Source organism: Spirosoma sp. SC4-14, from assembly GCF_037201965.1.
GTDB lineage: Bacteria > Bacteroidota > Bacteroidia > Cytophagales > Spirosomataceae > Spirosoma.
On the sequence record NZ_CP147518.1, the window covers coordinates 2148623 to 2174913 of the forward strand.

Here is a 26291-nt window from a genome sequence, read left to right on the forward strand (position 1 = left end):
ATGGACACGATAGAAGAAATCAAGCAGCACTTAGAATACGGTGATTGGAGGAAGGTGGGTAAAATGGTGGGGGTTTCACGGAAATATGCAATAAAGATTGCTAGCCGACCAACGTCTAAGCTCTATTCGCAGGTATTTGACGCTGCTAAAAAAATTGCTCAAGCAAATGCCGGTCTTGGTATATGAAACTTATCAGCGACATATCGTATATAGCCCTAAGTGATTTAGTGGAACTCTGTGGTATTGAGTCGGATACTATTGAGCGAGGCTATCGCAGAGGTTCTAAGCAATGGCAATCTATCGCTGATCCAGATGATCGGCGTAAACGTTTGATTCGCTATGATACGATGGCTGATAGATATAAAGGTATCGTTCGGCGAGTGCTTTGTAATGGCTTTGAACCCGGTGAAATTCCTGCTCAGACAGAAGGTCAACTTTTGAGTGAACGGTCATTGCCGGAACGCTTACAATTGGTCTGTATAGAGGGTTATAAGCAGTATATCGGCTTGTATCCAGTCGAGTTATCCGATGCTAAACACCGCCAAAAAACACAAATAGCCTTAGCCAGAGCAGCGGCCATTGTGGAAACAATTGGCCGGTATGTCATTGAAACCGGGCAGGACTGGCGGGATTACACCCCCTATGAGCAGGCTATCGAGTGGCTTACCCCCGATTATGATCAATATTTTCCGATTGGTCATCAATACTTACCAATGGAGGTGAAGAACCTTAAAGAACGGGTGTTGATGCGCTACATTGGCAAGAAGGAAAAAGGGCAGGAACGGGAACAGGTTCCCATGCCGATTACCGAAGTCATTCGATTACCCCGGCAAGGCAACCAAAACCGCGATTTGTACTCTGACGATCAGGAATTGTTGTCTTGGGTCGTGCAGGCCCGGATGAGTGGACAGAATTATACCGATGCGCACGTTGCCCGAAAGGTTCAGCAAGTCTGTCAGTTAACGGGTAAGCCGGTTCCTAGTGATCGCTGGGTAACCAAGCTGCTTCAATCGCCTAAAATACGGCAGTTAACGACCGGGCGTTGGGGCAACGAAGGCGGTCGGGCGGCTGTCTATCAGCACTACCACTCGTTTAAACGGGCAATGTATGCCGGTGACTGCTGGCAGGTCGATGCGACCCGAATCAACTTTGTCGAACACAAGGCATTCGACGGTAAAGGAACCCAATTCCTGTTCATCGTTGCCATTCGGGATGTATACAGCGGGGATATTGTCGGGGTTGATTTCGGGGTAACAGAAAACCGCTGGACCTATGTTAATGCCTTTAAAATGGCCGTCAATGTTACCGGGCATTTGCCGCATACACTGGTTTATGACCGCTTTCCGGGTCATCTAACCGATGAAATCCAAGCGGTTCTGAATCGAATGGAAGCCAAAGGTGTAAAAATGGTTTGTACCCATAACGCTCAGGGGAAAGCGGCTGTAGAACGTTGGTTCGATACCTTACAGACCGTGTTTTTGGCACAATCCCGCTACTACTATGGGCAGGGTATTCGCTCTACCCGACCTTCGGCCCATCGGTCAGCTACCTATCTGGATAAACTCAGAAAGGAAGCGACTAAAGAGGGCTGGGACTTTGACAAGGCATGGCAGGAAGCGTGGCGGTGCGTGGAAGTGTACCGACATACCCAGCTAAGCGAGTACTCCAAACAACACAAACGGCTTGAACTGACCCCGGCTCAACTCTACGAGCAAAGCGAAAAGCCGCACGTAATCGAGGTGCAAAGCTGGTGGGTAGCCGAATTGTTCTGGCTGGAAAAAGAGGTGACTGTCTTACGGAATCAGATCAAGTTCACGGTCGATCATCAGGAGTATGTCTACCAGATTTTCGATAAAGAATTTCTCTATCAGTATAGCGGCAAGAAAGTAGCCGTTCGCTATGACGACACGGATTTAGACCGGGTAATGCTGTTTGTGCCGGGTACGGATCAGTTCCTGCTTGATCTGGAAGAAACGAAACGGATCGCTATACACGGGCCTAATGCCGATAGTGAGGAGCTAGGACGGCGTATGGCCCAGGTGAAACGGTTTGAGGTCGAAAAGGAAGCGGATTTGAAAGGTATTCTTACTAATACCTCTGACATTGATCTGATGCTTGGTTCCAAGACCGACAAAGCGGCCAGTATAGCGGCTGAAAGTGCCATGACCAGAGTGGTTTATGATAGCATGGGGGCAACCATGACGGCCAAACTCAAGCGGCAAGCCAAAGCTGCATCGAAGCCTAGCCCGACCGTTAAGCCTATCCCTAAAAAGGTGATTCCGACTGCCTTGGACGATGATCCCTACGACCCGAATAAATACGTTCGGTATTGATATTCAACAACTTAACTATGTATAACTATGATTACAATTGAGCAAAAGAAAGCGATTGCGTTGCTGTTGACACAGGAACGTCATGCGCTGGGTAGCTGGCAGAAGGTTGCCACGAAAGTAGGGGCCAATGTGGCTACCGTCAGCAAGAACATGCAGGAAGAAAGCCTGTTTGGCCTTGTCTCGGATCAGATGTGGCAGCGAGTCGGCACGAGTCTGGGGCACCAACTGTCGGACGCAAATTGGGTGCTGGTGGAAACGATGAATACCCGTTGGATGAACAAGTATCTGTCCGATGCCCAACAACACGCCATGTTTCTGGCGGTTTCCCACAAGGCGGGACAGGGTAAATCGGCAGGCATTTCGCTGTATCGGTCGAAAGCAACGATTGGGACGGTGTTCTATCTGGAATGCAAAGAGTTTTGGAGCCACAAGCTGTTCTTAAGCAAACTCTGTCAGACGGTCGGTCTGGATGCTACCGGGCTGAATCTGGCAGCAATGGCCGAAGCCTTGATTGACTTTTTTAAACAAAAAGCCATTGGTTGTCGGCCCGTTCTGATACTGGATGAAGCCAATAAGCTCAGTCCTGCAAGCCTACGGCTGATTATTCCCCTGTACAACGAGCTAAAAGGGCACATCGGGCTAGTAATTGTAGGGGCTGACGATCTGGAAAAGCACATTAAATCAGGCGTTCGCCGTAGTGTGCGGGGGTATGATGAGTTAGACAGTCGGCTTGGTCGTCAGTTTATGCACTTGGTTGGAGCTACTGAACAGGATGTCCGGGCGATTTGTGCGGCCAATGGGATCGGGGATGCCAAGACCCAAAAAGAAATCTGGTTGGCGATGAATCCCCAACAGGTATTAGTGCCAGTATTTGGCCGCTATGAAGATTTGGTAGACGAAGATTTGCGCCGGTTGGAACGGCTGATTCTGGATCGTCGGATTAGTCAGGTTCAGGGCTAGGAAGTAGCCTCCAATGGTAAGTTGTCCCGTTTTCAGTCGGATTGCTCAATCCGCATGCAGGATAAAAACAAGGAAGCCGTTTAAACGGTGTTTAAATTCTTCGAGAATCGACGCAAATGTTTTTGACGGACTTGGATAAGGTCGATAGTCTTCGGCTTGTCCAAGGGGCTGTTTTGTGAGATAAACTTTTAACGAGTAGACAATCAAATGAATGAAACAACTAATGAAACGGACTACTGCTCAGAACGCTCGCTTTCATGCCCTACTGACAGCGCGAAAGTTTGATAAGGAAGAGAAAGCGGCTTTGGTGCTGACGTATACACAGGGTCGTTCAGAGTCTTCAAAGGATATGTCAAAAGAGGAGATGGCCGAAGCCATTAAACATCTGGAAGGCTTGGAGATGGCTTCCATTCGGAAAATGCGCGCCAAGATCATCAATATCGCCAAAGATATTTTTCGTGTGGCCGATATGATGCAGGCTGATTGGGATAACCTGAACGTCTTTTTAACCAAGAAGTTCAAAGGCAAGCTCAATGAGTTGGACTACGAAACGCTTCGCAAAGCCGTTACCGCAATGGAGAAATGGAAGCAAAGCGAAGATAAAAAACGGACTGGCAAGCCGACACAAACCGCCCAACAGGAACCCCAAAAACAGCCTGTTAACCAGCTTTATCGCCCGTATATAGACAAGCCAAAGGCCGTCATTGAATCACCCTGGCTCATTATGAAGGATCGGGATACGGTGGATGAGTTTGGGGATATGTACGAAGAATATACCGATCAGCTTGTCGAGATCGAACGCCAGATCGCTGGCGCTGAGTCGATAGACCCAGCCGATATTCGTCGGATTCGGCAGCTACAGGCAACGCTTACCCATATGTCTCATTTGTATAATAATCAACCTTTTAGACGAGAAAATTAAAACTATGGTACGCTTTCAGGAAAATGCTTTAATAATTGAAATTCCATGTGTAGATGCTGATGCAGTAGACTATTATGAGGATTTGCAAAAGGCGCTCTATGAAGTATTCTGGCTAGCCAATGGCAAAGGTGGGATACAGTATGAAAGTATAAGCTGGATAGCTAATTATTTAGGTCCGGCTGTAGCTGCACTAGATCCACATGCTAAACAGGTTTTAAGCCAATTAGCTCAGAAGCAGGAAGGTGTTCAACCTTTATGCGCTAAATCCCGCACGAATGAGGAAATTCTGACTTTGTTAAAGGATTTACCAATAAGCCGGTTTCAGCAGATCATGAGTCAATTTGAGGTGTAGCACCCATTGAATACTGATTAAGATGGCTGTTCAAAGTCTAGTTCGTATATCAACAATGCCTCTTTCTGAGGTCCGCGCCTTGTTCTTTCTGTTATCGGCGATAGCTGAACTGGAAGAAAGTCCCTTGTCAGTTGATGCAATCAATAGCCTGTTAGTCAGTGTTGAACGGCTAACAGGCCCATTGGCCGACCGACAGGACTTGTTTCGTGTCTCAAATGCCACTATCAGTCGATTAGTGGCTCGTCAAACTTAATAATTTAATCGCCATGCCAGAGCCAAAACACTTTTCGGCTGAGCTAAAAAAGCGGCTTGATGAACTCGATAAAGCCCGAAAAATTGCGCAAAAAGTTTATTTAACGACCTCAAAACCAGTACCGGATAATGGAAACACTAGAAGAAGCTAAAAGATATTTACGGCGTGGCGACTATGTTAAAATAGCCATTGGCCTTGGAATAAACCTTGAATGTCTTCGTAAAACTTTACAACGGCCTAAAGCAAAGCGTTACCCATCTATTGTGGCAAAAGCTTGTGAAGTGGCTGAGTTCAATAAATCGCTTGGTTTAAAGCCTCTTTAAATACCACTTAAAGGGCATTTGATTTCCCCTTCAATTCTTGGATACACCTTATCCAATTGACCTAACCGACAATCAGTTTTCAAAATGTATAGATTTTATTTATCTTCGGCGTTACAGAACGCGGGGTGGAATCCCCGTATCCACCGTAACCGTAAAATGGCTTCGTTTTCGACTTCTACAAGTCCTTTCGTGTCGAATAGTGCCCGTCGTCTGGAAACGATACGGGCTGATTTTGCCCGTCAGCAAGAACGGGGCATCAAGTCGGCTGTGATTATCGCTGAGTTAGCGGAACGCTATTTTCTGACCGAACAGACTGTTGAAGCAATGGTCTGGAAGCGTGGCCGGTATGCTGTTTCTGTCTCCACGTCAAACCCCAAAACAGCTTGACCCGGTATCTATTGACTTCGACGCTGTTTGAAGGCGAAATGGCCTTTAGTTACGATGAAGGCGGCAACTTGGTCAACTTCACCAATGACGCTCAACTTAACGAGATGCAGCGGACCTGGCTAAAAAGCCGGTTTCCAATGGGTCGCAATGACCTAACCCTACTGGTCCATGATTCCAAAACCCTAACGGTTCAGCTTATATCGGCTGATTTGAGTTTTGCCCATTTTTGGGAGGAATACGGCTATAAAGTCGGTCACAAAACAAGGGTTCAGAAGCTTTGGGATAAACTACCCGATGCGGACAAGCTTAAGGCATTGGAAGCCATTGCCCCGTATAGCTATTATTTATCGACGCGCCCCAACATGGAGCGTCTTTACCCCGAAACGTTTTTAAGCCAACGTCGATTTGAGACCGACTATAAAGCGTTGGCGAAGGGGAAAGCCTGATAATTTCGCACGTTAACACACTCTAAATCCGATGGTTACTCAATCCGCTCCGCAACTCGATACTTCGGCACAAACGTTAAAACAAAAACGCAACGAAGCTATTCGGGCAGAATATCAAAAGATGTTTACCGCTGGCAAGCGCAACGAATTTATTCTGGAAGCCTTATCGGTAAAATACTTTTTGACGACCGATACGCTTGAGCGGATCATTTTCCAGCGGGGACGCTACAAGGAAAGGCAACAAAGACAATCATAGGTTAAGTTAAAAGTTAGGTAATGCAAACAGCCCGAAATCGTTGGTTTCGGGCTGTTTTGTTTTCCAAGGACGAATACCTGTTTAGGTACCCATTGAGTTAGCACTATTCAACACGCGCAAGAGTGAGTCTGTCAACTGCGCTTCCATATCCTTAATGCCCTCCTGAACGGTTCCTGAATTGATGTTGAGCCGCTCGACCAGGCTTTTTAGATTAATGGTAATCGTAGTCGATTTGGTACCGCCCGTAGTCGCTTCCAGACCACCCGCTTTGCCAGGTGAATCTTTGCCGGTTTTCCCGCCACCCGCCCCTGGAGCCTGTGGCATTTGGGGCTTAGCCAGCGTCGGAGCGGTGGGCACCTTAGGAGCGCCAGCCGCTGCCCGTGCCGCTTTGTCGGCTTTTATCTTGACTTCAGCATTGGCAAGCCCCTGTTGAATTGCCCCCGAAAAGGCACTGGCTACACCCGAAAAGTCGCCTTTCATTAGCGCATCCCAGGCTTTCCCCAGCGACGAAAAGACCGCTTTCGCTACTTCCCAAAGCCGTATTAGTGCATTGCGGAATCCTTCGACATTCTCCCACGCCCAGACGATTCCGGCCACGACTACTGCAATGGCGGCTAAGATCCAAACGGCGGGACACGCCAGAATAGCGGCATTAGCCGCCCACCAGGCTTCAGCAAAGGCAACCACTGCCGAAAACGCGGTTCCCAGCCAGCCCACCAGTGTCGCTATCCAGCCCACTATCGTTCCCAGATTCAGAATCACAATATCAGCGGCCACAATAAATGCTGACACGGGATTGTTGGTTAGAAAATCGATTGCCGACGCCAGGATATTAACAATAAACGCAACACCATTTATGGCCGTGGCCAATAGATTCATAACCAGCGTCAGCAAACCACCCTGTTCGCCCGTTATTCCGAATATTGCAAGCAACCGGCCCAATGCCGAAAACAACGGCTCGAAGGACTTGAACAGGTTCTGAAGGGCCGCAAACACTGGCTCAAGGGCGGTTAGTAGGCCATTGCCAATGTCGAGTAGCATCCCTAGTATCGGGTTTAACGATTCGGCCAGCTTGGTAATCTTACTGCGAATCGTCCCTAAGAAGGTCGATAAGCGGCCCCCTACCGATTTACTTTGCTTATCGAGCATCCCAAAGAAAATACCCCCTTCGGAAGTCATTTTCTTAAAAGCAGCCTGCAAGTGGCCAAAGTTCAATTCGCCCGATTCTGCCATTTTGCGAATCTGTTGGGGGGTCTTACCCAGCATATCGCCCAGCGTTTGCAAAATAGGAATGCCCCGGTCCGAGAACTGATCTAGTATGTCGTTTTGCACGACAACATTACTTTTCGCTTTGGCATAAACCCGCATTAGTTCGCCAAAGTCGGTTTGTACCCCGGCTGCTACGTCGCCTACCATTTGCTCGTTGGGTAGTATCTCGTTGACCTTAAAGCCCTGACCCAGCATCAACCGGCCCGTATTTAACACCTCTTCGTTAGAGAAGGGGGTAGCATCGGCAAAGCGATTTTGCTTGTCGATAAGGTCTTGAGCCTGCGATCCGGCAAACTGCTGGTAGGCAATCTGGGTTTGTTCGGCACTAATGCCCGATGAGAAGAAGGAGCCGGCACCCGCAATCAGGGCAGCGGCTCCTGCATAGGGTAAGGCTTCACGGGCGAAATTGCCGATTAAACTGCCCGACTTTGACCGTCCCATTCCTTCCAACTTGTCAATCTTGCGTTGCAAAACGTCGATTTCCTTATTGGCTGCTTTGATCTGGCTGGTATTAATCAGCAAATCACGACGGCCTTTGAGCTGTTCCAGCTTACGCCGTAGTTCTTCGACCGATTGGGTAGCGCCTGCAAACGACGACTTGAGCCGATTGGTCATGCTCTTCATCCCGGCAATGGTAGAGCTATAGCGGCTGTAGATTTCCCGCAATGGCCCGGACATCCTGTCTTGCAACTGGAATATCCACTGATAGACATTACTCATTGATTAGGCCGTCTGCTGTAATGAATAAGGGACGAACGACTGAAAGCAGGATGATAGAACCTCTTTGGTAAGATCAATGCGGCCTTTGGGTCCGACAAGGGTTGCCCCCTGCTCGTTTAGCTCGATAGTGAAGCCCTCAACCGTCTGGCTGATTGTATCGGCTTCCATTACCTGACAAACGCATAACTTGGCCGGATCGACCTTGTCACCAACAATACCAACCAGTACCAGTGTATTGGGTTTGGGAGCGATAGCTACGCCTGTTTGTTCGGCTTCGGCAAACAGGCGAACATCAAACAGAGTCAGATCGGAGCCGACAGGCTGCACCGTGCAGGTATTGCCCTCAATAGATAGGACGGTTGCAGGAATTACCCGAACGGGTGAGGTGTTGAACAGCTTCTTAAGCTGCTGGATAGCTTTGTCTCGATTGAACATAATGTGTGTGTGGATATAAAACAAAGTACATCGCTCTACTGACGAATGCACCTGAACAAAGCTACTAAAAAGATTGATACTGTGAGGGGATAGCTTAATCCAAAGCCTTTATCCTATGGTTAAGTAGAGCAAAAAAAGACCATTCAACTAAGGCGGTGAACGATCCTGTAGGGGGCAAGGTAAAAGGGAGAGCGAAACCTACCTTGGATTAGATTGTCTGTCGAGTCGAACGAAGGTGAGCTAGTACTTCTTCAATTCGTTGTTGTGTTTCTGCATCCTCACACTCTACTGTCCATTGCAAATCTGCGTCCCAACTTCCATAAAAAGTAATCATAACGGGTAGGCGTTTGCTGTTTCTCATCGTTGCCCAGCGAACGGCTTCGCGCATATATTCTTTATAGTACTCGTTTCGCTGATGACCTAAATCTAAATCCGGTCTACCATCTCGCTTGCCATAGGTGAAGTTGTCAATTGATTTTACCATTAGCTCGTTCTTCGTTTTTATCTTAGGGAAGCGGTAAGTTAGCGAAATTTAAAGCATATTTAAATCCAGTTTAAAGGCTGTTTAAATGTCTGCCAAAAATTGCCCATTGCTTAGTTTTGTACAATTCGGCAAAATTGAAAACTTCGTGTTTGGTTTTTCCAAACTTCGTGTTTGGTTTTTCTGTCTATATACGCAACAGAATAAAGAACCTGTTGCTTCAACGCCAACTATTTCCTGAATCAGGGTACATATATGTAAGTAGTTCTAAGTAACTACTGCAAGAGGGGGTGAGCTACTTATGGGCGAAAATGCGCCGGTAGCTTGCCCCCTCTTCCTGTTTGAAGAATTTAAGCTGCACTTAATTTGTTGATTATCTTATAGTTAATATTTGAAATTTCCTATTCAGGTACAATTAAGTAAAAATACCTGCTTTGATATTGCCATGTGAATAGTTGAGTAAATATGACTAATCTAATATTTTGCCCTACTTTGAAGCCATTAAATAAGGTTTATTGAATCAAAAAAACAATAAGCTTTATTAGATTGTTACCACAAGTTTTTGGCTTTTTTAATTCTTAATTCTATTTTAATTTCTTTCTGATTATCAGAGTGTTAAGTTCTAATCAGGTAATTCTATTATAATATGAATTAAGATTGGCTATTTATTCTGTTATATAGGTATAGAGCGAAATTTTGTAGTGTAAAATAATTTGCACAATTTCGTGATGAGTTTCTTTGTGAACTTCATATTAACCTAGACTAGTTTAATTTATGAGAAAACTTCTAATGGCGCAGCTACTGCTGTGCTTACTGAGTTTGCCATTGCTGGCGCAGGATATTGCAGTCAGTGGTAAGGTTACGTCAACAGAGGATGGCTCCCCGCTTCCTGGCGTAAACATTTCAATCAAAGGCACAACTCGTGGAACTAGCAGTAATGCTACTGGTGACTATCAACTAAATGCTCCGGCAGGTTCTACCTTAGTTTTTAGTTTTATTGGCTTCATCACGCAAGAGGTTAAAATCGGAAATCAAACCAGCATCAATGTCAGTCTGGTATCCGATGCAGCACAATTACAGGAAGTAGTCGTAACGGCACTCGGTATTAAGCGGGATGCTAAATCGATCTCATTTGCTACCCAGCAAGTTAGTGCCGAACAACTGACCGTTACGCGTCAGCCCGATGCGGGTAATGCATTGGCCGGTAAAGTTGCTGGTTTGCAGGTGCTAAGTCAGGCAGGCTCCAAACTGGGCTCCGGAGCTGTGGTCCGGATTCGGGGAGCGGCTTCGCTGGTCGATAAAAACCCGCTCTATGTCATCGACGGTACACCGCTGACCAGCGACAGCGATACGCCCGGTTCGCTGGACATCAACTCCGACGATATCGAAAACATCTCTGTGCTGAAAGGACCAAACGCAACGGCGTTGTATGGTCAGCGTGGTGATGCAGGGGTTATTGTTATCACCACAAAGAAAGGGCTGAACCGCAAAGGTATTGGCGTAGACATTAACAGCACGACTACCTTCGAGCAGGTTAATATCATCCCGAAATATCAGAATTCGTACGGTGGCGGTGGTGAGTCAGACTGGCGCACGTTTAACTGGGCGCCGGGTAATCCTGTAGAATGGAAAGCACTGGATGGCAAACGCTATCACGATTATTCGGACGATGCTTCGTGGGGACCAAAAATCGACGGTGGCGAATACATCCCCTGGTATTCGTGGTATCCGGGTAGTCCTTACTCGTTCAAAACGGCAGCCTATACGGCCCAGCCCAACAACGTACGGGATTATTACAACACGGGTAAGTCGTTTAACAACAGCATCAGCCTGCGGGGTGGTGGCACTGGCTACAACATTCGGATGTCGTACACCAACCTGAATCAGACCGGCGTATTGCCCAATACATCGCTGAAACGGAACTATGTTACAGCAGCAGCCAGCTATGATCTGGGCAAACACCTGACGGCAGGCATCAATTTTAACTTCACTACCGAAAAGCTGTTTGGCAGTTTTGACGATGGCTACGGAAACTATTCCGGTGCCGGGTCGTTTAACCAGTGGTTCCACCGCGATCTCGATATGGGCATCATGCGCGAGTTGCGTGACTTGCATACGCCCATCGGTGCGCTGGCAAGCTGGAACCATACGAACCCGACAGCGACGACCAACTTCAATTCGACCACGTTCAACAAAGGAAACTACTGGTATAACTGGTATTCGTATCAGGACAATATCAACAACACCTCGAACCGCGACCGGTTGTTTGGCGATGTTAACCTGACCTATAAACTGAACGATCACTTCCGCGTACAGGGCTGGTTGCGTCGGAATCAGCGTAACACCAATTACGAAAACAAAACGCCAACGATTATTGAACTGAGCGGTGCGCAAACCGGCCAGAAAGCCAGCTATTCGACTGGCCAGATTACCGAACGCGAAGATAATTACGAGTTTTTGACAACCTACGAAAACCACTTTGGTGATTTTGACCTGAATGCCAACGTTGGAGGAAACATCCGTGATAATACCTACAGACGGGTCGACCTGAGTACGAATGGCGGTTTGTTTGTGCCGGATCTGTTTACGATTGGTAACTCGCTACAGCAGTTTACGCAAACCAACAACCGTTTCCGCAAAACGGTCCGTAGTATCTATGGGCGGGCGTCGCTGGGCTGGCGTAGCCTGATCTATTTGGAAGTGACGGGACGTAATGACTGGAGTTCGGCACTGCCTGTAAATAATAACTCGTATTTCTATCCGTCGGTAGGGGGTAGCTTTGTGTTCTCTGAGCTGACTCGCGAGTCGCTGCCATTCCTGTCGTTCGGTAAGTTACGGGCCAGTTGGGCGCAGGTCGGATCGGATCTGAACCCGTATCAGTTGGCGTTGACTTATGCTGTCGATCAGGCAAAATATAACGGAACGAACAGCCTGATGACAACGCCGAATCTGCTGCCGAATGCTGGTATTATTCCGTCACTGTCGTCGGCTTACGAGATGGGTATCGACCTGAGCTTCCTGCGCAATCGGGTGGGTTTAGCGTTTACGTATTATCACGAAAACAAAATCAACGAAATCCTGAATGTCGATGTAACGGCAACGAGTGGTTTCACCCAGAAGGTGATTAACGCGGGCCGGATTGAACGCGACGGGGTCGAAATTCAGTTGAATGGCAAACCTGTTGTTGGTAAAAACTTCAACTGGGACATGACCCTGAACTTTGCCGTCAATACGTCGCGGATCATCAGTCTGGCACCGGGAGTAAATTCGATTCAGGCAACCTCGGCCGTCCCCTTTGGCCAAACAGCACAGTCCTATACTACAAATGATGCTTTTGGCTATGCCTATGTTATTCACTCGACGGGTGTCGACAATGGTGGCAACAACAAATGGGGGCAGTTGCGCGGCAATGGCATTGTGTATAAAGATGGTCAGCCTGTCATAAACTCCGATGGTACCTATCAGTTTGCCACGAACCAGTACTTTGGCACCGTATTGCCTTCGTTTACAGGTGGTTTTGTAAACAATCTGCGTTATAAGGATTTTAACCTGGCGTTTAGCATCGACTTCCAGAATGGCGGCAAATACTTCTCGCTGTCGAATCACTGGGGAACGTACTCAGGCTTGTATGCCGAAACGGCGGCTACCAACGACAAAGGCAAAAATGTTCGCGACGCGGTTGCCGATGGTGGTGGAGTCCATGTAAAAGGGGTAAACGAGAATGGAGAAGCGGTGGATACCTACGTTGATGCTTATGATTATTATCACCAGTTTGGTAATAATAAAATCATAACTCCATCCGTTTTCGATGCTTCCTATGTGAAACTGCGTGAAGTTAGCCTGGGCTATCGGTTACCGCTGAAGCCAAACAAGTATTTCCAGTCGGTCAACCTGTCGGTGGTGGCTCGTAACCCCTGGCTGATTTATGCGACCAACCGCAACATCGACCCATCGGAGTTGTCGCAGCGGTTTGGTGAAAATGGTCAGCAGCCTGGCACCCGTTCACTTGGTTTCAACATTCGTTTAGGACTCTAGAAATAACCTGAGACAATCGCATTGCTCAGCCTATCATTAGCATTCAAATGACAACGATAAAACATAAAGTTCTGACACTCGGTCTGCTTTCTGCACTGGGTTTCATGACCAGTTGCAGCGATTTTGGCAGTGAGAACATAACCCCCAACGCTGCCTCGACGCCCGTAACGTCGGCTCTGTTAACGGAAGCCATTACCGGGGTTCCGCCAACTACCTCAACGGGGGCTTTGCTGGATGGAGTAGCCGGACGGCTAACCGGTTTGGCTACCGAGCCTCGGTTATTTGCGCAATACTGGTCGCAGACGCAGTATCCCGAAAGCTCGCTATATTCGACAACGTTTGCCGACTGGAACCGGTATTATGCCGTTACACTGGAAGATCTGCAAACGATTATCGACTACAATAATGATCCTGCTACGAAAGCCTATGTGGCGCAGTTTGGCTCGAATAATAATCAACTGGCCATTGCCCGCATCCTGAAAGCGTATATGTTCTGGGTGATAACGGACCGTTGGGGTGATGTGCCATACTTCGATGCGCTGAAGAAAAACACGCAGGTCAAATACGATTCGCAGCAGGCTATTTATGCCGATCTGTTCAAGGAACTGAAAGAAGCATCAGCTCAGTTTGACGATGGCAAAGTGTTTAGTGGCGATATTATCTACAATGGCAGTGCCGCCAAATGGAAGAAGTTTGCTAACTCGATGCGAATGTTGATGGCATTGCGGCTCACTAAAGTAGATCCGGCTACGGGGAAAACCGAGTTTGCGGCTGCTTATTCCGATGCCGCAGGCTATATCAGCACCAATGCCGATAATGCATTTGTGCAGTATACGGATGCCAACCAGTTCCGGAATCCGGATAATGCGCTGTTCGATGGTCGGAACGACTACGCCGTCAGCGATGTACTGGTCGATAAACTGAAAGCACTCAGCGATCCACGGCTGCCGGTTTATGCCGCTCCAACGTCGTCGGGCGAATATTCGGGCCTGCCGTATGGTTTAAACCGGAACCTGCTGATTCAGTATACAGGCGAGCATGAGTCGTCGGCACCGGGTACCAAAATTTTGTCGAGAACCCAGCCGGGTTATATGATTACGGCGGCTCAGATGCTCCTGGCCAAATCGGAAGCCGCTGTTCGGGGCTGGATTTCCGACGATGCAATGGCGGCTTACAATGCAGCCATCAAAGCATCGTGGGAGCAGTATGGCGTTTATGATGCAGCCAAATTTGCGGCCTACACAACAAGCGCTGCTGTTGCACCAACGCAGGCCGATTTTCTGGCTAAAATAGGAGATCAGCGCTGGATTGCACTGTATCCGAATGGTACTGAAGCCTGGATCGAGTGGCGCCGTACGGGGTATCCCGATTTGAAGCCAACTCCTTATGCCGTTAATGATAGCAAGGAGATTCCGCGTCGGTATGGCTATCCGAACACCGAGCCAACTCTAAACACGGCGGCTTATAATGAAGCAATCAGTAAGCTCTCGAATGGCGATAAAACCAGCTCGCCCGTTTGGTGGGATAAGTAGCCATCTTAGTTGATTTTATCTGTGCAGAAGGAGATCCTAAACGGTCTCCTTCTGTATTTTAAGCCATTTTGGAAACGTATCGTTTTAACAAAAAAAAGCGGGCCGACATGATCAGACCGCTTTTTGCATTACGCTTTATCCAACTATTAAATTAATTCTACATGATTAGCACGTTAAAACGTACAATGAAACATCTGCTCCATTGATTTAGGGCAAACGAGATTACAAAAGAACTCAGCCTAACCTTCTGACTGGTCTACCGTCGAATAAATAAACCGGAAAAGTATATGAACAATTCCTGTTTTTAGACAAATCAAATAAATATTCATATATTAAATATGTTTTTTCTATGTTTTGTGAATGCTTATAACCTACTATTTATTAAGCGGTAGGTAAGCTGGTACGAAGGGTAAATGTTATTTATTTTGCTTGTTAAGTACAATACAAATAGTCTTATTTTCATGATTGGTAAGGTTGATATTGTCAGAAGTTTAAAGGCGTAACGTATCAAACCTTTTTGGGGCAGCGGAGTTATTCTTAGTAGAAACAATACTCAACGCGATGAACAACGACACCAACGATGTAAAGCGCCGGGAAGCGCAGATTAATGGTCGAACGGAAGGCCCCTTCGGTTCTGACGATACGGATGTCGATCTGCGAAAGCAGGATAATAAGCATCAATATGAGCAGGAAAATTCGGCCAACGGCCTCGATAGCCTACAGGTAAGAGGTGGGCAGGATGGTCGAAATGACCGCGCTATTGGGAGTACCGACATGGATAGCAAAAATGGTATCCTGCGCATGGGCGATCAGAACAATAGCACAATGGAAGTAACGCAGGAGGGGCTCGATAGTGCGGTTGAACAACAGGAAAATACCAATACTGCTATGGTTGATGTTACAACCAGCGGCCCCGACGATTATGCTTCGGCCAGGCAGGTGGGTACGCCCGAAGCCGAGCAGGAAGCCAAGGAGCAGAACAATAAAAAGCAGTCGGAGAATCAGCCGAAAAATTCCGACTCAGAATCGCAACAGGACGCTGATGACGAAATAGCCCAGACCGGCACCGATCTGAGCTATAAACCAGCTTATTAGAACTAGTCATTGGAATCTGGCCATTAAAACTCAACACTAAACCAATCAACGTTATGAGCGTAAGTAGCAAAAGCCGGAAAGAAAGCACTGAGTCATTTGCGGCTCAGCAAATGCACAACACAATGGGTATTGCACCCGAACTGGCACAATTGAACGATAAAAATCTGGACAACGATCTGCCGTCGCGCGTGGCAGACAGCAATGATACCGATGTGCCGGGCGATGTTGATGTAGCAGAGGCACTGGCAACCGAAAATGGCGATCAGCCAACGGCTGCTGATGTCGAAGAAGCTAAGCGGGCTTCGTGGGGGCAACCACCGTTGCCCGCCGAAGCCGACTGGAATCAACGTACGAACGAGGGAGCTGTCCCAATAACTCGTACGGATGAGCCCGACCAGACATTGGGTAATTCGTAGCGATTATTTTTCGAGAAAATGAAGGGCGAACCACTGGTTCGCCTTTTTTTGTGGTTGGGATGTAAACGTAGGGTATTCATGAAGCTCAGTGCCGTAATGCAACAGGTATTCGTCCGCTATCCGGTTGGCTGGGCCATCCTAACTGTTGGTATGCTTTTGGTGGCGTTGGTGTCGCATTTAGGCTACCTGCCGCTCGATACCAGTTCCGATGAGCCACGTCGGGCGTTGGTGGCCCTGGAAATGATTCTGTCGGGCGATTACATAACACCAACACTGAACGGTGAGCTTTATTTCAACAAACCCCCGCTCTATAACTGGATTCTTGTCGTATTCTATCGGCTGTTTGAAAGTTATTCGTCGTTTACCGTACGATTTCCGGTGATTGTTTCATTGGCATTGCTTGGGTTAACTGTTTTTGGATTTGTGCGGCACTATGCAAATGTTGCCGCCGTAAAGTCGGGATGGTTCGCTTTTGTGGTGGCCCTGATGGTATTAACAAACGGCCGGGTTCTGATTTATGATTCACTCTGGAGTTCGATCGATATTCCGTTTGCTCTCCTGACATATCTGTCGATGATGCTGGTGTATCATTTCGACCGTCAGCAACGATACTGGCCATTGTTCCTGAGTACTTATGTCCTGACAGCGCTGGGATTTCTCACAAAAGGATTGCCCTCTGTCGTATTTCAGGGCCTTACGTTAATTAGCTGGTTTGCCTATACCCGACAGTTCAACCGACTGTTGCAGGCAGCACACTGGGCCGGAATCGGTTTATTTCTGGTCATTGTTGGCAGCTATTACATGGCCTATTTTACGCGTAATCAGATTCCACTCGGTAGTGTTGCCAGCGTTCTGTTCGACGAAAGTGCAAAACGCACCGTAGTAACATTTGGTATTGGCCAAACGCTGCTACACCTGATCACCTTTCCGTTCGAGATGATTTATCATTTTGTTCCGTATCTGTTATTGCTCGTTCTTCTTTTCCGTCGTGGTATTGTGGCCATCATCCGGGCCAATTCGTTTATTGCCTTCAATGCCGTTGTCTTTCTGGCAAACTGTTGGGTATACTGGTCGTCTCCGCAGGTCTACGCCCGGTATCTGATTGGCCTGCTGCCACTGGTATTTACAGTCCTGGCCTACATGTATTACGAGTATAGCCAGCCAACCGATAAGCCGCGCTTGTGGGTCGAACGTATCTGGATTACATTGAGCATCATAGTTACCATTGGCTCCTGGGTGGCTTTGCTTCATCCAAAAACCCGAATTGTAGACGGAATTGGCTGGAAAACAACGGTTGTGTTTTGCCTGCTGGCTCTCAGTACATGGGCACTATGGCAGGATACCGGCAACCGGCTTATGCGGATGCTACTCGTTATGATTGTGGTGCGAATCGGCATCAACTGGATTGCCCTGCCGGGTCGTCTGGCGTCGCGGCAGTTTTATAAAAATGAGTCTGAACGAATTGCCCGCGAAAGTATGGGTTATCCGCTATACGGTTTTCGCCAAACCATTAGTCAGCCTGTGGGTGCTACTGATGTGAATTCGTTTCACATCGAAGCCGTGCGGGGCGAAATCCTGCGATTGACAGATCAGGTGCATCCCGGTGCTTATTATATTGCCGATTCGGCCAGTTTAGCGGGAGAACACTATCAGATCATCGACACGATGCGCTTGTTTGATCGGCATTCGGCAAAACTGGTTCTGTTTAAGTAACAGACTCAATCAGTGGTGGGCAGGTAGCGTGTTGTTCGCACAATCACTTAGTATGGCGTAGTAAACAACACCTGTGCTGCCTGAACTGGCAGGAGCACTCCTAACCTTACTTTTGTTTCAATGTCGCTAAGACGCTCGCGCAAACCTGGCTGCTGAAAAAAACGAGTGTTAAGTTCTTCCTGTACCAACGATCGAAACCAGGTTAACTGTTGTTCCTGCCGTCGGTGGAGGTGATAGCCGTTCTGGTGGGTTAGCTGCTGATGGTCAGTAATTGTTTGCCAGAGGTTGCCTATGCCCTCGCCCGTAAGAGCCGAGCAGGTAAGCACCGGAGGGAACCAGCCTGTGCCGGTGGGAGGAAAAAGATGAAGTGCATTCTGGTAGTCGACGCGAGCCCGGTTGGCCGTTGCCATGTTTGAGCCATCGGCTTTGGTAATGGCCAATGCATCGGCCAGTTCCATAATTCCGCGTTTCATGCCCTGTAGTTCATCGCCCGCACCGGCCAGCATGAGCAACAGAAAGAAATCGACCATACCATGAACTACTGTTTCTGATTGACCTACTCCTACGGTTTCAACCAGAATAATATCGAAACCGGCTGCTTCGCAAAGCAGCATGGTTTCGCGGGTCCGACGCGCTACGCCACCCAGTGAATCGCCCGCTGGCGTTGGTCGAATATAGGCATTCGGGTTCAGTGAGAGGGTTTCCATACGGGTTTTGTCGCCCAGTAAACTACCGCCCGAACGCTGGCTGGTAGGGTCAACGGCCAACACCGCCAGTCGATGACCACGTTCGGTCAAAAGTGAGCCCAGCGACTCGATAAAGGTACTTTTTCCAACACCGGGTACTCCCGTTATGCCTACCCGAATGGAGGCTCCATTGCCCAGTAAATCATGCCCCGAGTTATGACCTACTACCGTAGCTAATACGTCCTGCGCCAGGGCCTGATCGTCGGCACGTCGGCTTTCAATGAGCGTAATGGCCCGGCTCAGCAATAGCCGGTCGCCTGCCAGAATACCAGTTGCATATTGATCGGAAGAGAGTCGGGTTCGCATGGTTATAAAATCCGGTCAACCAGTCGTAAAAACGGGGCCAGTTCTGTGGTTCGTTCGGTTAGCCAGAGGAGCCTCATTTCGGCTTTCTGAGGTAGGTTGGTGAGCTCTATGGTTTTGATGCGAAGATTTTGACCACGCAGGGTCGAAATCGGTTCTATAGAAATACCCATTCCGGCTTCTACCAACCGCAGCACTGTTCCCGAATAGGCCGACTCATAGGCAATATGAGGCAGAAAGCCATATTGCTGGCACAGTGCCTGAATACTTTCTACGTAGCCATTTCCTTCTGACTGGGGCGGTAAAATAAACGACTCCTGGGCTAAAACCGATAGATCGGTAAAATTTTCGACAGCAATAGGGTGGTTTTCGGGCAATAAGACCACAAAATTTTCGGCGTAAACTACCCGGCTGCTAATGCTGGGTGGCGTAATCACATTAGGGGAAAAGCCAACATCGATTTCCCGATTCTGAAGCGCTTCCAACTGGTATCGATTGGTTGTTTCCATCAGTAGCGCTTTCAGGTCTGGCGTTTGTTCGCGGATGCTGATCAGCAGTTTGGGCAACACCGACTGCATGGCCGAGCTAGCGTGGCCAATACGGATTTCGCCCGCTTCGCCCCGATGAATCTGGGCCGTTCGTTTAAACGTCTGGTCGAGCTGTTCGAGCAGCCGACCAGCTTCCTGCTGTAGATATAAACCGGCAGGCGTTAGCGTAACAGTGCGTTTATCGCGTTTAAAGAGCAACGCGCCTAGTTCCGATTCTAATTGCTGAATCTGACGACTGAGGGCCGGTTGGGCAATAAAAATACGTTCGGCCGTTCGGCGGTAGTTCAGCGTGTCGGCCAGAACCAGAAAATGCTTCAGTTGATAAATATCCATTGATGCCGTTGTGCTATCAATTCATCAAAAATAAGTATTTCTCTGTATCAGACCGAATCAATTACTTTGTGTAGTACAACATAATCACTCAATCTGTAACCCATCATGGACAATCTGCTAACAGCGGCTTATTCGCCCGAACGGTTTCGGCAGCAGGCACACACACTGGTCGATTTACTGGCCGACCAGCTAAATCAGGACGAACGATCCAATGAGCCGGTATTGCCTTATGCAGAGCCCGATGAACTGCTGGCCTATTGGCAGGCCGATTTCCAGAAGCCCATCGATGGTGATCCCCTACCCGTGCTGACTGATATTGTGAAACGATCTATCCACTTGCATAATCCGCGCTATATGGGCCACCAGGTTGCACCACCGTTGCCATTGGCGGCTCTGACTGGTGTGCTAACGGGATTGCTTAATAATGGGATGGCGGTGTATGAAATGGGAATGACGGCCAATGCGCTCGAACGGATTGTGACCCAATGGATGGCCGAAAAAATGCAATTGGGCCCGCAAGCAGGTGGGCTGCTAACGTCGGGAGGTACGCTGGCTAACCTTACGGCTTTGCTGACCGCCCGGGCAGTGGCTGTTTCCAATAACGTATGGGAAGAGGGCTATGCCGAGCGAAGCCGACTGGCGATTATGGTATCGGAAGAAGCACATTATTGTGTTGATCGGGCCGCCCGGATTATGGGGCTTGGTAGCGATGGCATTATCAAAATACCAACCAACGAACGCTTTCAACTGCGAACGGATCTACTGGAAACTTATCTGGAGCAGGCTCGGGCCAACGGTTTAACGGTATTTGCGGTTGTGGGCTGCGCCTGCTCAACCTCTACCGGTTCATACGACGACCTAATGGCAATTGCCGATTTCTGCGAGAAACATACATTGTGGTTTCATGCCGATGGTGCTCACGGTGGGGCTGCTGTTATGTCAGAGACCTATCGGCCACTGATTCGTGGCATCGAACGGGCCGATTCGGTTGTGGTTGATTTTCATAAAATGATGATGATTCCGGCATTGGTTACGGCCGTTCTGTACCGACGCGAGCTGGATTCCTACCGAACCTTTCAGCAAAAAGCTCAGTATTTGTGGAGTGATGCTACGGCGAAAGACTGGTTCAATTCGGGCAAACGGGTGTTCGAATGCACGAAGCTGATGATGAGTGCTAAAGTATATACGGTGCTCAGAACCTACGGCGAAGCCATCTTCACGGCCAATGTCGAAACCCTATATCGACTGGCAAGTCGGTTTGCCGATCAGGTTCGGAGCCGACCCGAATTTGAGCTGGCCGTTGAGCCAGAGAGCAATATTGTGTGTTTTCGGTATGTTGGCAACGGCCACACCGCCGACCAACTGGATACGCTCAACACTCAGATTCGGGCGAAGCTATTGAAAGAAGGCCGCTTCTACATTGTGCAGACTACCTTACGCGGGCGCGTTTACCTGCGTGTTTCGCTCATGAATCCACTTACAACCGATACGCATCTGGAAGAACTGCTGGACGTAATCAGCCAACAACACTACCACTACGCAGAATAGATAGTGGATGTCTGTTATAAAATCAATTGTTCCACCATCCACTGTCTACTATCTAACATCCGGCTACTCAAAAACCTCTCAAGTCGTCGGGAGTCGTAATTTTAATGTTATCGTAAGAGCCGTCGATAAGCGTAATCTCAAACCCCGCGTATTCCATCACACTGGCACAGTCGGTAAAAAAGGGCTGTTCATCAACGGCAAATGCCTGCCGAAACAACTCCAGCCGGAACGTCTGCGGAGTTTGTACCAGTCGATACAGGCTCCGATCGAGAGCATTACTTCGTCCGTTGGCATCCACCACCCGCACCGAATCTTTTACGGGCACACAGGTAACGGCCGAGCCGGTTTGGGCGGCTATAGCGAAACTGTTCTGAATAATGTCGGGCGTAATGAAAGGACGCACGCCGTCGTGCACGGCCACCAGGCCATCCGTACAATTGATTGCTCCAAGTCCGTTGCGTACCGACTGAAAGCGGCTGCTACCACCCGTAACAAGCTGAACGGCTGGATGGAAATTGTGCTGATTGCATAGGGAGCCCCAGGTTGACTGTTCACGGGCTGGCAGAACCACAATAATCTGAGAAGCAGGTAGTAGAACCAGAAACTGCTCGATCGTGTGCTGAAGAATGGGTTTGCCATGCAGGAGCAGGAACTGTTTAGGAATGTCGGATTTCATCCGGCTCCCGCTGCCGCCAGCAACAATAATGGCAAATGAATTTGTTGGAACCTGAACGGATGGCGAATCGTAAAGCATAAGAAGTAAGGAGAGCCCTTTAATGATCATTAGTCATTTGTTAGTCGGAAACGCACCCGAATGCCCGACTAACAAATGACTAACGACCGGTATGAGCAGCAAAGCTACTTATGACTTACGATTACTTATAGAATGAGCATGGCATCGCCGTAGCTAAAGAAACGGTATTTTTCTTTGATAGCCACTTCATAAGCCTGCCGGATCAGTTCATGACCACCAAAAGCACTTGTCATCATAATGAGAATCGACTCGGGCAGGTGCAGATTGGTAAGCAGCGAATTGGCAATTTTGAAATCGTAGGGCGGAAAAATAAACTTATCCGTCCAGCCTTCTACTGGTTTCAGGCGGCTATTGGCCGACACCGACGATTCGATGGCTTTTAGCGACGTAGTGCCAATGGCGCAAACGCGTTTACCGCCATCGAGTGCCGTATTAACGATTTGAGCCGATGACTCAGAGATCCGGTAGTTTTCGGAGTCGGTCTTGTGTTTGGTCAGATCTTCGACATCTACCTGACGGAAAGTGCCAAGGCCAACGTGCAAGGTGACGGGCGCAAAATGAATTCCTTTGATTTCCATCCGTTTCATCATAGCCCTGGTGAAGTGCAGACCCGCCGTGGGAGCAGCTACAGCGCCAACATGCTCAGCAAAAACGGTCTGATACAGATCGCGGTCGGCCAGTTCGGCTTCACGCTTGATTTCGCGGGGGAGTGGGGTTTCGCCCAGTTCATCAACGGCTTTCATGAATTCTTCATGGCTGCCATCGAACAGGAAACGGATCGTACGACCGCGCGAAGTGGTATTATCAATGACTTCGGCGACCAGATCACTGTCGCCAAAATACAGTTTATTACCAACCCGAATTTTACGGGCGGGGTCGACCAGAACATCCCAGAGTTTCATTTCGCGATTGAGTTCGCGCAGCAGAAAGACTTCGATTTTAGCACCCGTTTTTTCTTTATTGCCATAAAGCCGGGCCGGAAACACCTTCGTGTTATTAATAACCATCACGTCGCCGTCGCCGAAATAGCTTAATATATCCGAAAACTGCTTGTGTTCAATAGTTTTGGTTTTACGGTCAACAACCATTAACCGTGATTCACCCCGTTCAACCGGGTACTTCGCAATTAAACTGTCAGGTAAATCAAATTTGAATTCGGATAACTTCATGATATATCAGCACGAAAAAGAACAGCGCGATTTTTTTGTAAAGGCCGCAAATATAGTAAAAATCCCGGAAATTTTGACGGGTTCCGGGATTTTTCTTGCAAATATGCCAAAAAGGCTTATTAGTTAGCTGGTAAATGATTTATTGGCTGCACCGATCCGGTCGTATTGACCTCTGGTCGGTCGGCTACATTAAATTTAGCCATTAATTCGGACGAGACCTCATTGGCATAGGTCCCCTGCGCCGAAACAAATACACCTTTCAGGCCACCAATGGTGGTTATGGCATATAGGGTCATCTCGTCGCCTGGGTCCGAAGTGCCTTCGAAGCGATGAAATTCATCGACATTAAATTCTTCGCCCCGCAGTTTGGTTTCCGTGCTTTGTTCAACCAGGAAATCTTTTTTAGGGGCAAATTCATGCGTATAGCCTCGGCTACGCAGATTTTCCATGGCTTCAGTTAAGGTTTCAAAATGTTTCATAGCGCTGTAAAGAATTTTGACAACTATACAACTCGAAAAAGAGTAGATAGTTTAGATGCCTGGCCACCACTCCCAGCGCAAAAAATAAAGCATACTACCACAGGACTCATGTTGCTGATAATGAGTGCATGGAAATAAAAAGCTTCGTTAGGCGAAGGGTTCGTAAACTAGGATTAGTTTATAACATAAACGATAAAGAACCAATCTGTCGTTATAATTGGATCGTAAATGCCTTAATTGTTTACAAGTTTTATTCTGATGGATGTATTTTTAAAAAAAGTTTGTGGGCTATTTATACTTGCGGGTAGCCTGACAGCCTGTAACACACCAGATCCTGAGTTTAGTGCCCCGGTTATTTCGGAACGTATTGCATTTTCGGCCAGTCGTCAATATCCGGAGGGAATCACCTATTCGTCTCAGCTCGACCAGTTTCTGGTTAGCTCGATCACACAGGGTAAAGTTGGCAAGGTAGACCTGAATGGACGTTATGAAGACATTATTGCTTCGGATACTTCTCTGATTAGCGCCATTGGTATAAAAGTCAATAATGGTAAACTGTACGTTTGCAACAGCGATCAGGGCGTATCGACCAAAAGTAAGCCCGGAACTACCCTTACAACGGCCGGTTTATTTGTTTATGATCTGGCATCCGGCGCATCAGTTGCCCGTTACGATCTGGCGAAGCTGTACCCAAATTCGAAGCACTTTGCCAACGACATTGCCTTCGATGCCAACGGCAACGCTTACGTAACGGATTCATTTGCTCCCGTTATCTATAAAATACCGTCCGATACAACGCAGCCTAGTGCGCTATATTCGCCACTCTTTGCCGGAACGGAAGGGTTTAATTTGAATGGTATTGTTTACCATCCAGACAATTTTCTGATTGTGGTTAAATCGAATGAAGGTACCCTGTTCAAAATAGACTTAAATAATACATCGATACTGCCTAAGCAAATTCTGGGACCGACATTGCCCAATGGCGATGGCATGGTATTTTATAATAACGATTTATACGTAGTGAACAATCGGAACCGGGTTTCCCGGCTTCGGAGTACCGACAACTGGAATACCTTTGCGATTGTTGAAACTGACTCGACGGGATATAACCAGGCTACCACAAACGTGGCCGTAAACGGGCGGATTTATACGCTCAATGCCCGTATTGAGGAGGTAAACAAGGCCGTTGCGGCTAAAAATCCGTCTTTGCTACAGGCCAGTGATTATAGCATTCAGCAATTTAAATCCAGTTTATCGGGCAACTGAGCATAGACGCCAGGATCATTCCGATTGTTTGTTTTCGTGTTGTTCACAGAGGCACAGTGGTTTTGGCTTCCTATGGTAAATACTTACTGGGCCTCTGTGAGTCAATACCGTGACTAATCAAACGGGCTTAGTAGTTGATTGGATGAATGGTCTGGTAAATTCGCGAAAGCAGAAAACGCCCATGTATGTTGGCGGTAGTATTGGGTTGGTCCTACTGGTAGGAGGTGCTGTCTGGTGGCTGCTCCCGAGAGACGATTTGCGGGCAAAAGCCGATGCGAACCGTATTCATCAGGCCGTCATTAACTTATTTCTGCAATCGGAATACGATACGTCCTTTGTTGGGCTGCAGCCGCGCCAAATTCGGTTATTTAATAGTGTTCATCAGCTTCAGAACAAACTAGTAGCAGCCGGAACGGGCACAATTCGAAAGTGGCGAACCGATCACGATGGCTGGATATATACTACTGATTTTCAGGATTTTGGTGAACAAGGCTCCAACGGATTGCCTAATAACCTAACTTTTTGCCTGGAATCGCCATCGCCCGATTACATTGAAACGCTCAGGGTTGAGGTGAACATCAACAATAGTCACGAAAGAGAAGAAGCCTTGCAGACGTATACACAAACGGTAGAGAAAATAATGGGAGCCATTGGTATTTCGATGCCAGAAAATATAAAAAAGGCGCTGAGATCGGGTACGCAGCTTGACGTAGCTACTATACGTTATGTACTGAAAAATAGCCGGGTGACAGGGGCCATTGAGTCCTGGCAATTTGCGGTTATTTCCCGCTAAATAGCCTTCCGGAGCTAGGGGTTATTAGCACTCGTCAGGCCAATTTTTTAGGTTTGCTATTTTTTGCGTAGCTTTGCACCGTTTTTGGCTGCCGGAACAGACATCTTTTGCTAAAGCACATGACGTTTTATGGAGGACTATTGTTTTGGAACAGCCCGACGCTCTCTTTTTTCTGGTCCTGTAGCTCAGCTGGATAGAGCATCTGCCTTCTAAGCAGACGGTCAAGCGTTCGAATCGCTTCGGGATCACTTAATAATCAAGCAGTTACGGGCGATTTCGTAACTGCTTTTGTTTTTACTAGCCCACAAACTCGCCAAGATTAACGGGTTAAGGTATGCTCATTGACCCTTTCGATTATCCTGAAAGTTAAGTTTTTTACCGCCCGGCGGCCCGACCTACTTTTCATTAGCTCACTTTCAAGGGC

The 26291-nt window shown here is 47.9% G+C and carries 26 protein-coding genes and 1 tRNA gene; 19 read left to right on the forward strand and 8 right to left on the reverse strand.

All coding sequences use genetic code 11. The features are described from left to right. The 10 genes from WBJ53_RS08650 to WBJ53_RS08695 all read left to right on the forward strand — a co-directional run bounded on the left by WBJ53_RS08650 (window position 1) and on the right by WBJ53_RS08695 (window position 6232). Window positions 1-186: a hypothetical protein gene (locus WBJ53_RS08650; protein ID WP_338875682.1), complete on the forward strand. Its 186-nt coding sequence runs from the start codon at window positions 1-3 to the stop codon at window positions 184-186. Beyond that, a complete protein-coding gene (locus WBJ53_RS08655; protein ID WP_338875683.1) occupies window positions 183-2333 on the forward strand; it encodes a Mu transposase C-terminal domain-containing protein in 2151 nt (716 codons plus the stop codon). The genes WBJ53_RS08650 and WBJ53_RS08655 overlap by 4 nt, the downstream gene beginning before the upstream one ends. Before the next feature lie 27 nt (window positions 2334-2360). Beyond that, window positions 2361-3293, forward strand: a complete 933-nt coding sequence (locus tag WBJ53_RS08660; RefSeq protein WP_338875684.1) for an ATP-binding protein — start codon at window positions 2361-2363, stop codon at window positions 3291-3293. A 223-nt stretch (window positions 3294-3516) separates the two neighbouring features. Further along, complete coding sequence (locus WBJ53_RS08665) at window positions 3517-4215, forward strand: hypothetical protein (protein ID WP_338875685.1); 699 nt, start codon at window positions 3517-3519, stop codon at window positions 4213-4215. 4 nt (window positions 4216-4219) lie between these two features. Then, window positions 4220-4567, forward strand: a complete 348-nt coding sequence (locus WBJ53_RS08670) for a hypothetical protein (protein ID WP_338875686.1) — start codon at window positions 4220-4222, stop codon at window positions 4565-4567. Between the two features lie 55 nt (window positions 4568-4622). Beyond that, window positions 4623-4820, forward strand: a complete 198-nt coding sequence (locus WBJ53_RS08675) for a hypothetical protein (RefSeq protein ID WP_338875687.1) — start codon at window positions 4623-4625, stop codon at window positions 4818-4820. A gap of 128 nt (window positions 4821-4948) precedes the next feature. Then, window positions 4949-5143 carry a hypothetical protein gene (locus WBJ53_RS08680; protein ID WP_338875688.1) on the forward strand — a complete coding sequence of 65 codons (195 nt, stop codon included), beginning with the start codon at window positions 4949-4951 and terminating at the stop codon, window positions 5141-5143. 84 nt (window positions 5144-5227) lie between these two features. Continuing rightward, window positions 5228-5530, forward strand: coding sequence for a hypothetical protein (locus tag WBJ53_RS08685; RefSeq protein ID WP_338875689.1), 303 nt, complete (start codon window positions 5228-5230; stop codon window positions 5528-5530). Beyond that, on the forward strand, window positions 5527-5976 hold the full coding sequence (locus WBJ53_RS08690; RefSeq protein WP_338875690.1) for a hypothetical protein: 450 nt from the start codon (window positions 5527-5529) through the stop codon (window positions 5974-5976). Before WBJ53_RS08685 ends, WBJ53_RS08690 begins: the two co-directional genes overlap by 4 nt. Window positions 5977-6007: 31 nt before the next feature. Then, complete coding sequence (locus WBJ53_RS08695; RefSeq protein WP_338875691.1) at window positions 6008-6232, forward strand: hypothetical protein; 225 nt, start codon at window positions 6008-6010, stop codon at window positions 6230-6232. Window positions 6233-6313: 81 nt separating this feature from the next. On the opposite strand, the gene WBJ53_RS08700 is transcribed toward WBJ53_RS08695, so the two are convergent. The 3 genes from WBJ53_RS08700 to WBJ53_RS08710 all read right to left on the reverse strand — a co-directional run bounded on the left by WBJ53_RS08700 (window position 6314) and on the right by WBJ53_RS08710 (window position 9140). Continuing rightward, on the reverse strand, window positions 6314-8221 hold the full coding sequence (locus WBJ53_RS08700) for a hypothetical protein (protein WP_338875692.1): 1908 nt from the start codon (window positions 8219-8221) through the stop codon (window positions 6314-6316). A gap of 3 nt (window positions 8222-8224) precedes the next feature. Beyond that, the gene (locus WBJ53_RS08705; RefSeq protein WP_338875693.1) at window positions 8225-8656 is read right to left on the reverse strand and encodes a hypothetical protein; all 432 of its coding nucleotides are present in this window, start codon (window positions 8654-8656) and stop codon (window positions 8225-8227) included. Between the two features lie 208 nt (window positions 8657-8864). Beyond that, window positions 8865-9140 carry a hypothetical protein gene (locus WBJ53_RS08710; protein ID WP_338875694.1) on the reverse strand — a complete coding sequence of 92 codons (276 nt, stop codon included), beginning with the start codon at window positions 9138-9140 and terminating at the stop codon, window positions 8865-8867. 771 nt (window positions 9141-9911) lie between these two features. On the opposite strand from WBJ53_RS08710, the gene WBJ53_RS08715 reads away from it, so the two are divergent. From WBJ53_RS08715 to WBJ53_RS08735, 5 genes are all read left to right on the forward strand, one after another. Further along, entirely contained in the window at window positions 9912-13172 is a 3261-nt protein-coding gene (locus WBJ53_RS08715; RefSeq protein WP_338875695.1) for a SusC/RagA family TonB-linked outer membrane protein, read from the forward strand. A 47-nt stretch (window positions 13173-13219) separates the two neighbouring features. Further along, on the forward strand, window positions 13220-14704 hold the full coding sequence (locus WBJ53_RS08720) for a SusD/RagB family nutrient-binding outer membrane lipoprotein (RefSeq protein ID WP_338875696.1): 1485 nt from the start codon (window positions 13220-13222) through the stop codon (window positions 14702-14704). 561 nt (window positions 14705-15265) lie between these two features. After that, window positions 15266-15799, forward strand: a complete 534-nt coding sequence (locus tag WBJ53_RS08725) for a hypothetical protein (protein ID WP_338875697.1) — start codon at window positions 15266-15268, stop codon at window positions 15797-15799. A 53-nt stretch (window positions 15800-15852) separates the two neighbouring features. Further along, window positions 15853-16215 (forward strand): hypothetical protein, encoded by a 363-nt coding sequence (locus tag WBJ53_RS08730; protein WP_338875698.1) that lies wholly within the window; start codon window positions 15853-15855, stop codon window positions 16213-16215. A gap of 78 nt (window positions 16216-16293) precedes the next feature. Then, the gene (locus WBJ53_RS08735) at window positions 16294-17928 is read left to right on the forward strand and encodes a glycosyl transferase (protein ID WP_338875699.1); all 1635 of its coding nucleotides are present in this window, start codon (window positions 16294-16296) and stop codon (window positions 17926-17928) included. Window positions 17929-17975: 47 nt separating this feature from the next. On the opposite strand, the gene meaB is transcribed toward WBJ53_RS08735, so the two are convergent. Continuing rightward, a complete protein-coding gene (meaB, locus tag WBJ53_RS08740; RefSeq protein ID WP_338875700.1) occupies window positions 17976-18980 on the reverse strand; it encodes a methylmalonyl Co-A mutase-associated GTPase MeaB in 1005 nt (334 codons plus the stop codon). Between the two features lie 2 nt (window positions 18981-18982). Further along, window positions 18983-19858, reverse strand: coding sequence for a LysR substrate-binding domain-containing protein (locus WBJ53_RS08745; RefSeq protein ID WP_338875701.1), 876 nt, complete (start codon window positions 19856-19858; stop codon window positions 18983-18985). A gap of 105 nt (window positions 19859-19963) precedes the next feature. Here WBJ53_RS08745 and WBJ53_RS08750 point away from each other — a divergent pair, with 105 nt between their 5' ends. Then, entirely contained in the window at window positions 19964-21406 is a 1443-nt protein-coding gene (locus WBJ53_RS08750; RefSeq protein WP_338875702.1) for an aminotransferase class I/II-fold pyridoxal phosphate-dependent enzyme, read from the forward strand. 67 nt (window positions 21407-21473) lie between these two features. Here WBJ53_RS08750 and WBJ53_RS08755 read toward each other — a convergent pair whose 3' ends face one another. The 3 genes from WBJ53_RS08755 to WBJ53_RS08765 all read right to left on the reverse strand — a co-directional run bounded on the left by WBJ53_RS08755 (window position 21474) and on the right by WBJ53_RS08765 (window position 23808). Continuing rightward, a complete protein-coding gene (locus WBJ53_RS08755) occupies window positions 21474-22160 on the reverse strand; it encodes a 2-C-methyl-D-erythritol 4-phosphate cytidylyltransferase (RefSeq protein ID WP_338875703.1) in 687 nt (228 codons plus the stop codon). Between the two features lie 125 nt (window positions 22161-22285). Then, complete coding sequence (gene queA / locus WBJ53_RS08760) at window positions 22286-23329, reverse strand: tRNA preQ1(34) S-adenosylmethionine ribosyltransferase-isomerase QueA (RefSeq protein WP_338875704.1); 1044 nt, start codon at window positions 23327-23329, stop codon at window positions 22286-22288. 119 nt (window positions 23330-23448) lie between these two features. Next, window positions 23449-23808: a hypothetical protein gene (locus WBJ53_RS08765; RefSeq protein ID WP_338875705.1), complete on the reverse strand. Its 360-nt coding sequence runs from the start codon at window positions 23806-23808 to the stop codon at window positions 23449-23451. A gap of 258 nt (window positions 23809-24066) precedes the next feature. Here WBJ53_RS08765 and WBJ53_RS08770 point away from each other — a divergent pair, with 258 nt between their 5' ends. The 3 genes from WBJ53_RS08770 to WBJ53_RS08780 all read left to right on the forward strand — a co-directional run bounded on the left by WBJ53_RS08770 (window position 24067) and on the right by WBJ53_RS08780 (window position 26115). Continuing rightward, on the forward strand, window positions 24067-25074 hold the full coding sequence (locus WBJ53_RS08770; RefSeq protein WP_338875706.1) for a gluconolaconase: 1008 nt from the start codon (window positions 24067-24069) through the stop codon (window positions 25072-25074). Window positions 25075-25183: 109 nt separating this feature from the next. Then, on the forward strand, window positions 25184-25867 hold the full coding sequence (locus WBJ53_RS08775) for a hypothetical protein (protein WP_338875707.1): 684 nt from the start codon (window positions 25184-25186) through the stop codon (window positions 25865-25867). 174 nt (window positions 25868-26041) lie between these two features. After that, window positions 26042-26115: transfer RNA gene (locus tag WBJ53_RS08780), tRNA-Arg, on the forward strand. The last annotated feature ends 176 nt before the right edge of the window (window positions 26116-26291 follow it).

Bases quoted from the DNA above. Each gene is read 5' to 3' on its own strand.
- WBJ53_RS08650 (WP_338875682.1), top strand. From the start codon at position 1: ATGGACACGATAGAAGAAATCAAGCAGCACTTAGAATACGGTGATTGG.
- WBJ53_RS08655 (WP_338875683.1), top strand. From the start codon at position 183: ATGAAACTTATCAGCGACATATCGTATATAGCCCTAAGTGATTTAGTG.
- WBJ53_RS08660 (WP_338875684.1), top strand. From the start codon at position 2,361: ATGATTACAATTGAGCAAAAGAAAGCGATTGCGTTGCTGTTGACACAG.
- WBJ53_RS08665 (WP_338875685.1), top strand. From the start codon at position 3,517: ATGAAACGGACTACTGCTCAGAACGCTCGCTTTCATGCCCTACTGACA.
- WBJ53_RS08670 (WP_338875686.1), top strand. From the start codon at position 4,220: ATGGTACGCTTTCAGGAAAATGCTTTAATAATTGAAATTCCATGTGTA.
- WBJ53_RS08675 (WP_338875687.1), top strand. From the start codon at position 4,623: ATGCCTCTTTCTGAGGTCCGCGCCTTGTTCTTTCTGTTATCGGCGATA.
- WBJ53_RS08680 (WP_338875688.1), top strand. From the start codon at position 4,949: ATGGAAACACTAGAAGAAGCTAAAAGATATTTACGGCGTGGCGACTAT.
- WBJ53_RS08685 (WP_338875689.1), top strand. From the start codon at position 5,228: ATGTATAGATTTTATTTATCTTCGGCGTTACAGAACGCGGGGTGGAAT.
- WBJ53_RS08695 (WP_338875691.1), top strand. From the start codon at position 6,008: ATGGTTACTCAATCCGCTCCGCAACTCGATACTTCGGCACAAACGTTA.
- WBJ53_RS08700 (WP_338875692.1), bottom strand. From the start codon at position 8,221: ATGAGTAATGTCTATCAGTGGATATTCCAGTTGCAAGACAGGATGTCC.
- WBJ53_RS08705 (WP_338875693.1), bottom strand. From the start codon at position 8,656: ATGTTCAATCGAGACAAAGCTATCCAGCAGCTTAAGAAGCTGTTCAAC.
- WBJ53_RS08710 (WP_338875694.1), bottom strand. From the start codon at position 9,140: ATGGTAAAATCAATTGACAACTTCACCTATGGCAAGCGAGATGGTAGA.
- WBJ53_RS08715 (WP_338875695.1), top strand. From the start codon at position 9,912: ATGAGAAAACTTCTAATGGCGCAGCTACTGCTGTGCTTACTGAGTTTG.
- WBJ53_RS08720 (WP_338875696.1), top strand. From the start codon at position 13,220: ATGACAACGATAAAACATAAAGTTCTGACACTCGGTCTGCTTTCTGCA.
- WBJ53_RS08725 (WP_338875697.1), top strand. From the start codon at position 15,266: ATGAACAACGACACCAACGATGTAAAGCGCCGGGAAGCGCAGATTAAT.
- WBJ53_RS08730 (WP_338875698.1), top strand. From the start codon at position 15,853: ATGAGCGTAAGTAGCAAAAGCCGGAAAGAAAGCACTGAGTCATTTGCG.
- WBJ53_RS08735 (WP_338875699.1), top strand. From the start codon at position 16,294: ATGAAGCTCAGTGCCGTAATGCAACAGGTATTCGTCCGCTATCCGGTT.
- meaB (WP_338875700.1), bottom strand. From the start codon at position 18,980: ATGCGAACCCGACTCTCTTCCGATCAATATGCAACTGGTATTCTGGCA.
- WBJ53_RS08745 (WP_338875701.1), bottom strand. From the start codon at position 19,858: ATGGATATTTATCAACTGAAGCATTTTCTGGTTCTGGCCGACACGCTG.
- WBJ53_RS08750 (WP_338875702.1), top strand. From the start codon at position 19,964: ATGGACAATCTGCTAACAGCGGCTTATTCGCCCGAACGGTTTCGGCAG.
- WBJ53_RS08755 (WP_338875703.1), bottom strand. From the start codon at position 22,160: ATGCTTTACGATTCGCCATCCGTTCAGGTTCCAACAAATTCATTTGCC.
- queA (WP_338875704.1), bottom strand. From the start codon at position 23,329: ATGAAGTTATCCGAATTCAAATTTGATTTACCTGACAGTTTAATTGCG.
- WBJ53_RS08765 (WP_338875705.1), bottom strand. From the start codon at position 23,808: ATGAAACATTTTGAAACCTTAACTGAAGCCATGGAAAATCTGCGTAGC.
- WBJ53_RS08770 (WP_338875706.1), top strand. From the start codon at position 24,067: ATGGATGTATTTTTAAAAAAAGTTTGTGGGCTATTTATACTTGCGGGT.